This is a genomic window from Mesorhizobium sp. M1334 (assembly GCF_040317995.1).
GTDB lineage: Bacteria > Pseudomonadota > Alphaproteobacteria > Rhizobiales > Rhizobiaceae > Mesorhizobium.
The window spans coordinates 1-14,074 of sequence record NZ_JAMYLM010000049.1; the positions used below are offsets into that span (position 1 = coordinate 1).

Genomic DNA, 14,074 nt, shown 5'->3' on the forward strand with positions numbered 1-14,074 from the left:
GCTCGATCTCTTCCTTCAGCCCGTCATAAAGGTCGTCGTGCATCTGCTGCACAAGTTCCTCGTCGGAAAGCTCGGAAAGGATGATCTCTTCGTGGTCGGCCATATCGGTTTGCCTCGTGCATAATTAAAGGGGGTCGGTACCCCATGCTCTATGGGGCACCGACCAGGCTTCCGGCTCAGCCCTGGGAGTCGATCAGGCTGCCAGCCAGACCGTCTGCAGATCCATCTGGAAAGTCTGATGGATCGCGTAGTTCTGGACTGTCTTGCTCATGTGACCGTAGAGGCTCTGCCAGAACGGTTGGATGATCACGCCCGAGTCCTGCATAATCGCTTCGAGGTCCTTCATGAGTTCCTTCCGCTTGTCGACGTCGCTCACCGAGAAGGCCTTCTTGAGTTTGGAGTCGAAATCAGGATCAGAGTGGGCGGTCTCATTCCATGCCTCGCCGGTTCTATAAGCCAGCGCTAATACCTGAACGCCCAGCGGCCGCATGTACCAGACGGTCAAGGAATACGGATACTTCGACCAGTCGTTCCAGAATGTAGAGCCTGGAAGAACCGTGCGCTTCACCTTGAAGCCGGCTTCACGCAGTTGAGCTGCGATCGCATCGCCGGTATTCTTCTGCCATTCCTCATCGATCGAGATCAGCTCGTGCTCGAAGTCCGCGTGTCCTGACTCTGCTATCAGCTTCTTAGCGCCCTCGAGATCGCGCGCCTTCTTTGGCAATGCGTAATACTCTGGGTGGATCGGGCTGACATGGTGGTTCTCGCCGATCGTGCCGCGGCCGTTGTAGCCGAGCTGCAGTACGGCGTTATTGTCTACCGCCATCTGAAGGGCGTTGCGGACTTTCTTATTGTCATATGGCTTGTTCGTCGTGTTGGTGCGGCACACCAGCGTCGTAGCGGTGGCGACTTCCGACTTGACCACGTTCATCTTGTTCAGGATGTCGATGAAGTCGGCTGGAGTCTCCAGGTTCAGGTCGATCTCGCCGGAGTCAAACGCGGACACGGTCGCCTGGAAGTCGGTGCCATAATCTATGAACTGCACGCCGTCGAGCAACGCTTCGCCGCCCCACCACTTGCCGTCGGTACGGCGCTTGACCTCAGCCTTGCTGCCTACGGCGTAGGATACCAGTTCGAACGCTCCCGTCCCGATCGGTTTGCCAATCGGATCCGCACCCGTGCTGTCGAAGCTACGGTGCACGATCAGTCCCGGATAGTCAGTGAAATTGGCGATGATCGCGATATCGGGTTGGCTGAGATTCAGCTTGACCGTGTGGTCGTCGACCTTGGCGATCGCCCCCTCTCGCGCCTTGCCGGTCTTGACGTCCATCAGGGCACCGACACGGGAGGCCATTGAATTGCCGGAGACACCCTTGTCGCACCAGCGGGTGATATTGAAGACCACGTCATCGGCGTTGAACGCGTCCCCGTTATTCCAGGTGACACCCTTGCGGACGTGGAGCGTATACTCGGTGGCGTCGTCGTTTACCTCCCAGCTTTCGAGCAGCACAGGTTCGAATGTGAACTGGTGCGTGTAACGCACGAGCGGCTCGAGCCAACTACGCGTGATGTTGGCCATTTCCACCCAGTCGTAGGTGCGAGGGTCTTTCTGCGCCTTGACGGGCATAGACACACGCAGGGTGCCCCCCTTCTTTGGTTCGTCGGCGAGCGCCGTATCGGGCAGGGCCACTCCAATCAGGCCATAGGCGATAGCAGCCGAAGCGCCGAAGGTGCTTGCAAGCGCCAGGAACTCGCGCCTATCCATTCTGCCCGCCTTGACCTCACCTGCCATATCCTCGATGACAGCGGGGATACGGTCCCCATTGCTTTTGAAAAATCCCCCTTTCATTCTCCCTCGTTGTGTTCCCATTTCATTTTCGTTGGTCGAGCAGGAGGCTGAGCGCTAGGAAATGCTTGGCGAAATCTCCTCCTGGCGTTTCACGACAAAGACGTCGAGCTCCTCGCGCACGGCGGGGTCCATCGAAGGTTGTTCGTAGCTTGCGATGATCGCCTTCGCCTTTTCTTGGCAGCGTTGCGCCATGTCCTTCGATCCCTTCACCTTCCATTGCTCATAGCTGAGATAATCGAGGATCTCGGGAGCGAAGAAAGCGTCCTTGAAATGCTTGAGGGTGAAAGCGTCGCCGAGATAATGGCCGCCGGGTCCTATGCGCCGCACGGCTTCAAGCGCCTCGTCAAAATGATCGAAAGATATGCCCCGTGCGTATTTCTCGATAAGCAGGTTCTGCTCAGCGTCGGCGACGAACTTAGCCATGCAGCACACCAGGCCAGCCTCATCCCAGCCGCCAGCATGCATCATCAGATTAGCGTTGGCGCTGGCGCCCGACATGTACGCGACCGCCGACTCGTAGCCCGACTGTGCATCGAAGGTCTTGGCGGACGATTGCGAAGCGGTGGTTCGCCACGGCACGCCGTACCTTCTGGCCATTTGCCCGATCACCGCATTGATGAGAGTGACTTCCGGCATACCCGACATCGGAGCGCCGCTGCGCATCGACACTGAAACCGAGTATTGCCCATAAATCATTTTGGCGCCGGGCCTGACCAACTGAGTGTAGGCGAGGGCAGCAAGCGCCTCAGCATTCAGCTGAGCTATCGTGGCAGGGATGTCGGCCGGGGTGTTTGCCGCGCCCAGGACGAACGGGGAGAGAAGCACCACCTGGTTGGCTTCGACGAAGGCGCGTAGGCCTTCGAGCATCGTCGCGTCCCAGACAAGTGGCGAATTCCCAGACACGTGTCCCATCATCACCGCGTTCTCGTCCATGAACTCCTTGCCGTGGACGATGCGCCCCATCGCTATCGAATCCTCGGCCCGCTGCTGACCGGTCGTTAGACCGAAGAACGGCATGTTGGTTTCGACCAAGCTCGAGTGATTGATATGCAGATGTCGCCACGGCACCGCTACGTCGGTCGGCTCACAGGTAAACCCGCCGGCGATGTGAAAACCGGGAAGCATCTGCGTCAGCCGGTTCATATTGCGGAGATCTTCGATGGTGGAGGCGCATCTGACACCTTGGAGGTCGCGGATGTTCGGCGCGCCCTGCATGGCGCCGAATGTCATCGTGTCGAGCGCGATCTCAAAACGCTGCGATGGATCGCGCGACGTCATCTCGAAGCGCGAAGGAGCCTTGGAGAGGAGGTCCATCACCATGTCGCCTTCCAGACGCACGCGATGATCTCGGACGTCGGCTCCAGCCTCTTTCCATTGGCGGATGGCTGTTTCGTCGCGGAATTCGATGCCGATTTCACGCAGTATTGCCAGCGATGCCTGATGGATACGCTCCAGCTGCTCGGCGGTGACGGCTTCAACCGGTTTGATGCCGTATTTGATGGTCGAGACGCGCGGCCTCTTCTCCATCTCTCGGGCGGCCACGACCGAAGCACGTCCGCCTCGACGCCGTGTCATGGGAGCGTCTATGCTCATAAGTCACACCCTCTCTACTGCGGGAGAGACTCCCGCTGCGAATTGGATGCCGCTATGCGCAGCACATTTCTGGACAGTAGGGCCTTGCACGACTTCTGCGAACTGGCAAAAGGTTTCGCTGGTCGTCAATCCAGTTTATACCTGGGCGAGGGAAACGCGGTGTGATAGCAATCACCTAGCGCAGCTGTCCCCGGCACCACTAGGACCGAAGCTCAGCCGTCTTTGCGAGAAACCAGTCAACCAAAAGCTTGCTTCTCTTGTTCTTGACCGGATCCTCGCTCACCAACAGAAAGAAGGCGCGGTCGGTTTTGACCTCTATCGGCAATGGACGAACCAAAAGGCGGTTTCTGAGGAGATGCTGCGCTGTCAGCGACCATCCCAGTGAAATGCCCTCGCCGGCGATAGCCGCTTGAAAGGTCAACTGATAATCATTGAAGACGATGTTCGTCCTGATCTCTGTCGAGTTGCCACCGGCCAACTCCATCCATTCTGCCCATCCTAAGCGCTTTCGAAATGCATCCGACGAGTGGATCAGCTGGTGCTGCAGCAGGTCATCGACCGACGTTAGGGTGGGATGAGACAGCAGATACGCGGGCGAGCAGACTGGAAAAACCACCTCGTTGCAAACAAACCAAGTGTTTGCTCTATCGAAATCGCGAGGACGCACCCATACCGTAACGTCAACTTCGTGGTCTGGCTCAATATCTCGGTCGGTAGCGACAACCTTGATTTTAACATCGGGATGTTCCTGCTGAAAATGGTAGAGCTGCGGCGCGAGCCAATGGGCGGCCAAGGACGTTGAGGCCGCAAAAGTTATGTACTTCGTGCCGCGATCGGATATGGCTTCCAGCCTCTGCTCCAGCTTGCGAAAACTGGTCCTTACTTCTTCGTACAGCTGGCGTCCTGGCTCAGTGAGTTGAACACCGCGGTTGTCGCGGACGAACAGTGCCAATCCACAATGCTTTTCGAACATCTTGATCGAATGGGACACGCTCGGCTGCGTCACATTCAACTCCCGTGCGGCGCTCTTAAAACTGAGGGTGCGGGCAGCTGCTTCAAAGACGAAGAGAGAGTGAGTGGAGGGCACGAGGTTTCGAAGCGTCGACATGAAGTAGTTCTATATCAGCCGCGATCTTTTCCGTCTACGAGCTGCCGGCGGGATAGTTTATTCGAAACGGCCAAACTTAACGCGAGCGCGACCGCATCCGGCGCCGTCACTGAACGAGTTCAACGTGAACCCTGGAAACCATCATAAGGCGAAGCGGATCGTTGTTGAGCCCCCGCATGCCGAGCCCACAGCGTCCGGCTGGTATACGACATCAGGCCCCGAGGTGAACCTGGTGCCTCAAAAGGGCGACGTGAGCTGCGACTGCCTTGTCATTGGCGGCGGCTGGATGGGGCTCCATGCGGCACGGCGATATGCAGAGCTGAATCCAGACACCTCTGTGATGCTGGTCGACGCCGGGCGTATCGGCAACAACGCGTCGGGCCGGTGCATGGGGTTCGTGATCGATCTCGCACATAATCCCCGCAAGAAGGACTTCGTCGAAGACATTAAGGGTAACAATGAAGAGCTCTACGTCAACCTCGACGGTATTGCCTATATTCGAAGTGCGGTTGAGGAGCATGGGGTCGACTGTGACTGGGATCCCCAGGGCAAGTATCACAGCGCTGCCACGGCGCATGGCGCCCGGGATTTGCGACGTTTTTCAGAAGCTCTGGACGTGCTCGGCCAAAGATACAGCTGGGTTGAACGTGAAGAGATCCAGGCCATCACCGGCAGCAGACACTACATCAAGGCGCTGCATCATCCCGGCACGATTCTGCTTCAGCCTGCCAAGTACATGAAGAACGCCACCAAAAGCCTGCCGGCGAACGTGACCGTGCATGAGAACACGCCAATTACCGCAGTGCAGTTCGGCATTCCGAAGCATGTTTGTGAGACACCGACTGGAACGATAAGGGCCTCGAAGGTTATTATCTGCGCTTCGGGTTATCTCACCAAATTCGGTTTTTTCGAAAACCGTGCAATACCTCTCTACACATTTGCGAGCATGACCAGGCAGCTCACTGAGCAGGAGTTGTCGCAGGTCGGCAGCAGAGGCGCTTACGGACTTATACCGGCCAATAGCTTTGGCACGACCGTGCGGCGCACGATCGACAACAGGTTGTTTCTTCGAAATGTTTATTCCTATGCCACAGACTTTAAAACCACAAAGCAGGATGTGTTGAAGGCCCGTGTACAGCAACAGATCGCGTTCGATCGTCGGTGGCCCGAACTTTCCTCGATAGGTTTCGAAGCGAGCTGGGGCGGCCTCCTGACCCTCGCGCAAAATGGCGGGATGGTCTTCGGCGAGCTCGATCATAACGTCTATGGAGCGGCTTTCTGCAATGGCACAGGCGTTGCGCGAGGCGCGGCATTTGGCAAGGCCGTCGCCGAACTGGCGGCCGGAAAATCCTCGCCTGTCACTGACATTCTCAGGACGCGAGCAAGTCCGAGCAAGCCCTATCCGAAGCCGGTAACGGCGATGGGCGTGCGCATGGTTACAGCTTATCGTTTTCGGCAGGCCGGTGCTGAAGTCTAGGTGATCGGAGAGAGAGAGAGAGAGAGAGAGAGAGAGAAATGGCGGACCTGAAGGGCATCAATCTGGCAATGCAGACACCGTTCGAAGAGAGCGGCGCCATTGACTTCCCGGTTTTCGAAGAATTGATCGAGAAGTACGTCGCGGCTGGCGTCCACGGCTTGGTTCTGGGGGCCGGAACGGGACAGCATCCCTACCTTACCGAAGCTGAATGCAACCAGCTATATGAAGTTGGTGCAAAACGCATTGCCGGTCGATGCAACGTGATCTGTCAAACGTCGGCGCTTAACATGGATGAAGTTATCCGTCGGTCGCGCCACGCTGAATCCATCGGCGCCGACGCGTTGATGATCCTCCCCCCTTACTTCGAAGGCCCAAGCGATGACGACGGCCTGGTCGATTTCTACAAGGCTATCGACGCCGCTGTGGGCGTCGACATTGTTGGCTACAACATCCCGCAAGCCACTGGGATTTCAGTTTCGCCACAACTTCTGGGCCGCCTGACGCAATTGAAGAACTTCAACTACATCAAAGACAGCGCTGGGGATTTCACTGTACATCAGGAATTTCTGCGGACAGGCGCAACGGTATTGAATGGCGCGGATCCGACGACGGTTTACGCTCTCATGGCAGGCGCGCGTGGCGTGATTTGGGGCGCTGCAAACTACATGCCTTACGAAGCAGTCAAGCTTTATGACCTCGTTACCAGTGGTGAGTACGGACAGGCACTAGCTTTGTGGCAACGTATGCTGCCATCTATCCTGTTCATATGGCGGGAGCCGTATACACCTTCTGTTGTTCGGGCAGCGCAATTGCGTGGCTTCGGAACAGGTAGGGTTCGACGGCCGCTCAGACCGCTCTCAACGGTCCAAGAGGCCCTTTTGCGCCGCGCACTGGAGCAACTGGGTTGACATGAAAATTGTCCACATAGGAGCAGGCGGGGTTATCGGCAGAGCCGTGGCCGAAGAACTTGGCAAACGGCACGAGATTGTCCGCGTCAACCGAAGCTCCGGGGATTTTCAGGTTAACATGGAGGATCCGGCCTCGATCGCCCGTTTGTTCAATCAGACCCGCCACTTCGACAGTCTGATTTGCACAGCCGGCGCGGTGCATTTTGCACCGCTAAGCGAGTTCTCGGTGGAGCAATACTTGATCGGGTTGAAGAGCAAGCTGATGGGGCAGGTCAATTTGGTCAGATCCGGGAGGAAATATCTTCGAGAAGGAGGGTCATTCACGTTGACCTCGGGACCCACGAACGAGGATCCAATCCCCCTTGGCACATCGTCAGCTATGGTCAACGGCGCCCTGGAGGGTTTTGTCCGTAGTGCGGCGATCGAGCTTCAGAGTGACCGTCGGATCAATTTGGTAAGCCCCACGATGCTCGAGGAATCTTCATCCCTTTACGGATCCTTCTTTGTTGGGACAAAGCCTGTGGCCACCGCGGATGTGGTGCTGGCCTACGTCAAGAGTGTGGAGGGGCGGCAAACTGGGTGCGTGTACAGGGTTGGGTGGACACGGGAACGGTGACCTCTGGGGCGGTCGGGAGTTTGGTGAGGAAGTACGGAAAATAGAGCGATGGAACGATTTCAAGGCAAAGTGGCGCTTGTAACGGGCGGGCGAAGCGGCATCGGCTTTGCAATCGCGCAGCGTCTTACCAGAGAGGGTGCACGCGTCTTCACTGCGCAACGTGGTCAGGATCTCGAATTAGAAGGAATTGCGGTTGATTTTGCAAATCCGGCGGACTCGGTCCGTGCGATCGACGCGGTTATTGAACGTGCGGGACGACTCGATGTCTTGGTCAATAACGCTGGGATGATGAAAGAGGCGCTAGTCGAAGACATTACCCTGGCGGACTGGGAGACGACTATTGCTGTCAATCTTACCAGTCCTTTCATGTTGATCCAACGAGCTATGCCCCACCTGCGTGCAACCGCTGGCAATATCGTCAATGTCGGTTCCATAGAAGGAATTGGGTCCAACCCAAAACACGCTGCTTACGGCGCGTCGAAGGCAGCCATCCACGGCCTGACTCGCGCGATTGCGATTGATCATAGCGGTGAAGGTGTGCGCTGCAACGCAGTCGCGCCCGGCTGGATCGACACGGATTTGAACGTGGACTTCATCGAGAGCATGACTGACCCCAAAACGTTCCGCGAGCAGATTGCCCGCATTCACCCCATAGGACGCTCGGGGAAGCCAGAAGAGGTAGCGAGCCTGGTTGCATGGCTGGCCTCGCACGAGGCGTCCTTTGTCACGGGACAGGTCTGGACGATCGACGGCGGTCGAATGGCCAAGCTCAGCCTACCTTAGGCGATTGGCCGAGATCATCACGAAAACGATAGGAGAAACCAAGATGGCATCGAACTCCGCTCTCGACGAACGCCGTAAGGCCGCCGTTTCCCGAGGGGCTTCCATGTCCTTCCCAATCTATGTGGACAAAGCGCGCAATGCCGAGCTTTGGGACGTGGAGGGCAGGCGATATATTGATTTCGTGGGCGGGATGGGCGCCCTGGCAGTCGGACATTCGCACCCTGACGTGGTGGCTGCTGTGCAGAAGCAGCTTAACAAGTTTAGCCATACGTTTTTCGGGACGGCCCCCTACGAAAGCTATATCGCCCTTGCGGAGCGTTTGAACAAACTTTGCAACGTTGGGGGCCCGGCAAAGACCCTCCTTCTGACAACGGGAGCTGAAGCGGTCGAGAACGCCGTCAAAATTTCCCGTGCGTATACGAAACGCAGGGGCATCATTGTGTTCGGCGGAGCCTTCCATGGTCGTACTCTTTTGACCATGGCTATGACCGGTAAGGTCAATCCTTACAAACAGTCGTTTGGGCCGTTTCCTGGTAGCATTTATCGCGCGCCTTATCCGGATGTGTATCGTGGCGTCAGCGTTGAGCATTGTCTCACAGCATTGGAAACGCTTTTTGAAACGGAAATTGAGCCGAGCGCGGTCGCGGCGATCGTGATCGAGCCGCTGATAGGGGAGGGCGGCTATATCCCTGCGCCGGTTGAATTCATGGCGGGTATCCGGCGGCTCTGTGACCGTCATGGCATTGTACTCGTGGCGGACGAGGTCCAGTGCGGCATGGGAAGAAGCGGCCGTCTGTTTGCGATTGAACATACCGGCGTCGAACCTGACTTGATCCTGACGGCGAAAAGTCTGGCAGCGGGTATTCCCATTGCGGCAGTGGTTGGCAAGGCCGAGATCATGGACCGCGTCGGTGTGGGTGGCTTGGGCGGAACCTATGCGGGTAACCCTTTGGCATGTGCTGCGGCCTTGGCCGTTCTGGATGTCATGGACAAGGAAAACCTTCTCACCAGAGCCCAAGAGGTTGGTGAGCGCCTTAAGTCCGGTCTGCAACGCATTCAGAAGAAGCGAAATAGCTCGGTGATCGGGGATATCCGCGGGTTGGGTGCGATGATCGGCGTCGAATTGGTCGAAGATGCGGAGTCGCGCAAGCCGGCGCGATCACTAACTGTGAGAGTGATCAAGGAAGCAGCTGAGAGGGGGCTGTTGCTGGCGTCAGCGGGCCGGCACTTCAACGTGCTTCGCTTCCTGGTTCCGCTGACGATAACGGATGCAATCATCGATGAGTCTCTAAAAATAATTGAGGACTCGATCGATGCTGCCGTCGATAGGGATCTTACTCCCGGCACGCCTGCATTAGCTGAGGCTGAGTAGCCATGAATGCTGACGACCCCTCAGAGTCGCTTGAGTTGGCAGCCGAATTCCGTCGTGCACCGTTCGGGCATCACAGCCCAAATCTGCAGAAACTTCTGCGGACGTTTCGAAGCGTTCCGATAGCCGGAAAACATGCCTTGCTCGCCATTCAGCCGAACCGAAGCTGGATGCTCGTGAGTTTGACGGGGATCCCAGGCCAGCCCATCAAAAGGCACGAGAACGTCGTTTTCGACGATCTGGGCGCTGCGGAGTGGTACGTGTTTTGCCAGCGGTGGCGCCAATATTTCGGAACGGAACTTCCAGAAGGAGATCGGCCGTGAGGACGTTGTCCGGTTACGCCAATGTCTTAAGCGCAAAGCCAGGCGACGCCATCGAATTCAAGGTGAGCTCAATAGGCGACGCCGCTGACTTTTCGGCCCGACTAGTGAGGCTGATCACAACGGAAGACCATCCGCAAACCACTGGCCTCATTGAGCGCGAGGTGGATGCACCGTTCGCTGGCCAATACCCAGCGCGACGCCAGCGTATCTACACTGGCTCTTTCGGCTATATCGAACACAAGACCGCATTTTCCAACCTGCTGGACTTGACTTTTCAGGCATGGCTTTGGCCCACTTTGCTTGGGTCCAAACGTCAGACGATTGCAGGCACGTGGGATGACGAAATCGGCGCAGGTTTTGCCCTTCAGATTGACGAGGAGTGCCGGTTAACTTTCCTGAGGGGGGATGGAAAAGGGAATGTGTCGGCGGTTACACTGACCACTCCTCTGCGGGAACGTCAGTGGGTTTTCGTCGCAGCCAGTTACGAGGCGAAAACGCGTGCGGTCGTCCTTCACCAGAGTCCCCATTGCAACGCAGGCGACCTGAGCTCTCCGGAAACCCGAGTGTTTGATAAAACTTCAGGTCCGCAAATCTCTCCGCAGGATTCGTTTTATATCGCGTCTCATCGACAAACCCGCGAAGCGGGAGGCATGCGAGCCGGTGGACACTACAACGGCAAGATTGACAGCCCTAAGCTCTACGCCGGCGCCGCGTCCGTCCACGAGATTGCTGCGCTTAGCGGCGAAACTGGAGTCAGCCGACTAGCCCCTAGTCTGGTTGCCGATTGGGATTTCAGCCTTGACCAGGGATCCGATGTCTTCAGGGATGTATCGGGATATGGGTTGGACGGAAAACTCGTCAATATGCCCACCAGGGCGATGAAAGGCTTTAATTGGACGGGGCGGGTTCACGATTGGCGTTCCGCGCCAAGGGAATATGGGGCCATCCATTTCCACGACGATGATCTCTACGACGCTGGCTGGTCGACAGATTTTACGTTCACTGTGCCCGAGGGCATCGCCAGCGGAGTTTACGCTGCTCGCCTTGACGCTCGCGGGGCGATGCCGGCGTACGTGATCTTCTTCGTGCGGCCGCCGAAGGGTCAAGCGACCTCCGAGGTTGCATATCTGGCGTCCACGGCGACCTACACGGCTTATGCGAACCAAAGGCTTATCGCACGAGACCCTCTTGATGAGATGAGCATGGGGGCTGTGCCCATTTTTGGTGCCGATGACATCTTCCTGGACGAAAACCCTGAATATGGGAAATCGGTCTACGATCTTCACACCGACGGCAGTGGCGTTTGTTATTCGTCCCGTTTGCGGCCGGTCCTGAACATATCTCCAAATGCAAAGTATTGGTCGTTTGGCGGCGACGGCTATGTCACGGGCTGGCTTGATGCCATGGGTATCTCCGCGGATGTCATCACCGACGAGGACCTTCACAAAGAGGGCGAGAGTATACTTGAACCCTATCGCGTCGTCTTGACCGGTTGCCACCCCGAATATGTGTCCATAGCTATGTGGGATGCTTTGCGGACTCATCTCAGCCGGGGCGGGCGCCTGATGTATCTTGGTGGGAACGGGTTCTACTGGAGGACAGCGTTCCATCCGACCCTACCGGGCTTGATAGAAGTTCGACGCGCCGAGGACGGATCGCGCACCTGGTCTGCTGAGCCTGGCGAATATTTTATGAGCACTACGGGCGAATACGGAGGCCTCTGGCGTCGCCAGGATCGGACCCCCAATGAACTTTTGGGCGTGGGTTTTTGTGCTCAGGGGTTCCAGTCCGGATCCTATTATCAGTGGAACCCCGACAGCACCAATTCTCGCGTTGACTTCATCTTCAAGGATCTCAGCAAGGAAGGACCGTTCGGCAACTACGGGCTTGCCGGCAATGGAGCGGCCGGGCAGGAGTTAGATCGCTACGATAGGACTCTGGGATCGCCTCAACACGCGCTGAAGATCGCGTCTTCGATCAACCATTCTGACTACATGGTGCTGGCCAAGGAGGAGTTCGGGGCCATGCACTGGATGATCGGGGGGAGCGAGAACGAGAACGTTCGATCAGACCTTGTCTTCTTCGAAACCTCCAGCGGTGGTGCAGTCTTCTCAGTCGGCTCAATATCTTGGTGTATGAGCCTGCCTATTAACGGTTACGACAACGACGTGTCTCGATTGACGAGAAACGTGTTGGAGCGGTTTCGTGAACCCGCACCGTTTCCGCTCCCGTCCCCGTCCTGAACAATCCAGCTGGGTGCTCGCGCGCCTTTCGAGCGTCGCGAAGAACGTGATCAGACAGCGGCTCAAAATGCTCTGCCGGGTGAAGATCCTTCCGGCAGAGGCCGCTGCGCCAAGCAGGTCGTGAGCCTAGGCGTTGATATAAATCGAGTTTAACGCCAGCGAAACTTTTCAACGCCTCTCGGCTAGCGGCCCATTCCGCCCGGGCCATGGTCGTCAAACTGCCAGGCGACATGTCGTCCTCGGCCGGCGCGGAACCGGCCTGTATAACCGCGCGTAATCCTGCTTTAAGGTCTTCAAAGGTGTGGGGCGCCCCACCTTGGCCTATAACATCCAGCCGAAAAAGATTGTTGCGGTAGAACACAACAACGTGCCGAGCTCTCGCGGGGCCCGGCTCCTGCTCGCTATATGGCGTCCGGGCAGTGTCCTGTTCGATGCCGGGGATGCGCGTCGTTGCGAACAGGTATTTGTGCTGTACCATGGACTGTGCATTCCCGCGCAGTACGCCGGGGGATATTGTTTCGGCATCTAGGCACATCTTGTAGTGAACCGCCGATGCGATTAGCCCAGCTGCCCGATCAACCTGGCTTTTGCCACTATCGGCGAGCAAAAAAAAGAAGTTCCAATTTAGTGCGATGCGCGCGCGTGTCCCGAGGTATCGTGATTTCCAGAACCGGTCCAGCCAGCTCGCCACGCCACTTTCGTCGTACTCGGCAAGCGCAGCGTGCAAAGCGGGACCCGGACCGGCTAGAAACTGCTCAACCTCTGTCCGGGTGCGAGCCAGTTGATCCTTGGTTAATAATGGAGCGCACCATTCAAGGAACCGCGTGCAACTGTCTTCAAGGCGGGGGAGAGGCACGCGAGGCCAAGGCTCGATTTTAATTGTTTCGCACGGCTGATGAAGCGACGATTTTTAAAGCCTTGTCGAAACTGTCGAGGGTCTTGGCGATATCCTCGTCGGAGTGTGCAGCAGAAATAAGCAATTTGTGACCATTGCCGGTGTAAATGCCTCTCAAAGTAAGCTCTTCTCCTAGCAACCCAAGCGGAGCAGTCTCGGAGGCCGCAATGTCTGCGTAAGTAACAGGGTCGCGGTCTAGGCCCCAAACTAGGGACAGAATGGAGCCGACGCGGCTAGCCCGTAATGGGACTCGGTGTTTGTCGGCTGCTTCAAGGATCCCCCTGGCCAAAGTGGCGGACCGTCGTTCAAGACTGTCGTAAAGCCCCGACCCGCGTCTCTCTAACTCGCCGAGGGTCGCGTTGGCGGCCGCTACCGGTACGGGGCTGCCGTTGTAAGTACCAAAGGCACGGACCGGGCCCCGGCTCGCTGCTTCCATGATCTTGCGTCGCCCTGCGACGGCTGCAATCGGAAAGGCTCCGCCCAATGCCTTTGCGAAGGTTGTCAGGTCCGCCTTTACTCCGAGCAATTCCTGAGCACCACCCAGCGCGAGCCTGAATCCAGTAACTACCTCGTCGAAAATCAAGACGCATCCATATGCGTCACACAACTCGCGCGCCCTCTCGAGGTAGCCGGGAATAGGCGCTAGGGAGCCCCAGTTGCATGCTATGGGCTCCATGATAACGGCCGCAAGACTATCCCCCACTCGCTCCAGCTCAGCTTCGAAAGCGGCAATATCGTTCCATGGGCAGATGACAACTTCGTCACCACTCGCAGGCCAGCCGGGGTCTGGCCGAGGGTCGCGTCCCCACAGGTGGTGTAGCTCGGCGGTAGCGAAGCCGCTCGCGAGCGCGCTCTCGATAGCGCTGTAGATGCTATGGGCGGCGGCGAGCGTGTGGCACCCTCGACGCTG

At 57.4% G+C, this 14,074-nt stretch carries 12 protein-coding genes and 1 pseudogene; 7 read left to right on the forward strand and 6 right to left on the reverse strand.

Annotated elements, in window-relative coordinates; genetic code table 11:
- The 4 genes and pseudogenes from NKH17_RS32520 to NKH17_RS32535 form a co-directional block, all read right to left on the reverse strand.
- A pseudogene (locus NKH17_RS32520) lies at positions 1-103 on the reverse strand (cobalamin-binding protein); the annotation flags it as partial.
- A gap of 90 nt (positions 104-193) precedes the next feature.
- On the reverse strand, positions 194-1,849 hold the full coding sequence (locus tag NKH17_RS32525; protein ID WP_352973462.1) for an ABC transporter substrate-binding protein: 1,656 nt from the start codon (positions 1,847-1,849) through the stop codon (positions 194-196).
- Between the two features lie 54 nt (positions 1,850-1,903).
- Positions 1,904-3,424 carry a trimethylamine methyltransferase family protein gene (locus NKH17_RS32530; protein ID WP_352973464.1) on the reverse strand — a complete coding sequence of 507 codons (1,521 nt, stop codon included), beginning with the start codon at positions 3,422-3,424 and terminating at the stop codon, positions 1,904-1,906.
- 217 nt (positions 3,425-3,641) lie between these two features.
- Complete coding sequence (locus tag NKH17_RS32535; protein WP_352973465.1) at positions 3,642-4,550, reverse strand: LysR substrate-binding domain-containing protein; 909 nt, start codon at positions 4,548-4,550, stop codon at positions 3,642-3,644.
- Positions 4,551-4,674: 124 nt separating this feature from the next.
- On the opposite strand from NKH17_RS32535, the gene NKH17_RS32540 reads away from it, so the two are divergent.
- From NKH17_RS32540 to NKH17_RS32570, 7 genes are read left to right on the forward strand one after another with little or no spacing between them, the layout of a single operon-like run.
- Positions 4,675-6,027 (forward strand): NAD(P)/FAD-dependent oxidoreductase, encoded by a 1,353-nt coding sequence (locus NKH17_RS32540; protein ID WP_352973466.1) that lies wholly within the window; start codon positions 4,675-4,677, stop codon positions 6,025-6,027.
- A 38-nt stretch (positions 6,028-6,065) separates the two neighbouring features.
- Positions 6,066-6,935: a dihydrodipicolinate synthase family protein gene (locus NKH17_RS32545; RefSeq protein ID WP_352973467.1), complete on the forward strand. Its 870-nt coding sequence runs from the start codon at positions 6,066-6,068 to the stop codon at positions 6,933-6,935.
- A 1-nt stretch (position 6,936) separates the two neighbouring features.
- Positions 6,937-7,551, forward strand: coding sequence for a short chain dehydrogenase (locus tag NKH17_RS32550; RefSeq protein WP_352901192.1), 615 nt, complete (start codon positions 6,937-6,939; stop codon positions 7,549-7,551).
- Positions 7,552-7,599: 48 nt separating this feature from the next.
- Positions 7,600-8,334, forward strand: a complete 735-nt coding sequence (locus tag NKH17_RS32555) for an SDR family NAD(P)-dependent oxidoreductase (protein WP_352973468.1) — start codon at positions 7,600-7,602, stop codon at positions 8,332-8,334.
- Between the two features lie 43 nt (positions 8,335-8,377).
- Positions 8,378-9,706 (forward strand): 4-aminobutyrate--2-oxoglutarate transaminase, encoded by a 1,329-nt coding sequence (gene gabT / locus NKH17_RS32560; protein ID WP_352973469.1) that lies wholly within the window; start codon positions 8,378-8,380, stop codon positions 9,704-9,706.
- A gap of 2 nt (positions 9,707-9,708) precedes the next feature.
- On the forward strand, positions 9,709-10,026 hold the full coding sequence (locus NKH17_RS32565; protein WP_352973471.1) for a N,N-dimethylformamidase alpha subunit family protein: 318 nt from the start codon (positions 9,709-9,711) through the stop codon (positions 10,024-10,026).
- On the forward strand, positions 10,023-12,269 hold the full coding sequence (locus NKH17_RS32570; protein WP_352973472.1) for a N,N-dimethylformamidase beta subunit family domain-containing protein: 2,247 nt from the start codon (positions 10,023-10,025) through the stop codon (positions 12,267-12,269). The genes NKH17_RS32565 and NKH17_RS32570 overlap by 4 nt, the downstream gene beginning before the upstream one ends.
- On the opposite strand, the gene NKH17_RS32575 is transcribed toward NKH17_RS32570, so the two are convergent.
- On the reverse strand, positions 12,175-13,125 hold the full coding sequence (locus NKH17_RS32575) for a choline/carnitine O-acyltransferase (RefSeq protein ID WP_352973473.1): 951 nt from the start codon (positions 13,123-13,125) through the stop codon (positions 12,175-12,177). The genes NKH17_RS32570 and NKH17_RS32575 overlap by 95 nt on opposite strands.
- A 19-nt stretch (positions 13,126-13,144) precedes the next feature.
- Positions 13,145-14,035: an aminotransferase class III-fold pyridoxal phosphate-dependent enzyme gene (locus tag NKH17_RS32580; protein WP_352973474.1), complete on the reverse strand. Its 891-nt coding sequence runs from the start codon at positions 14,033-14,035 to the stop codon at positions 13,145-13,147.
- Between the last annotated feature and the right edge of the window lie 39 nt (positions 14,036-14,074).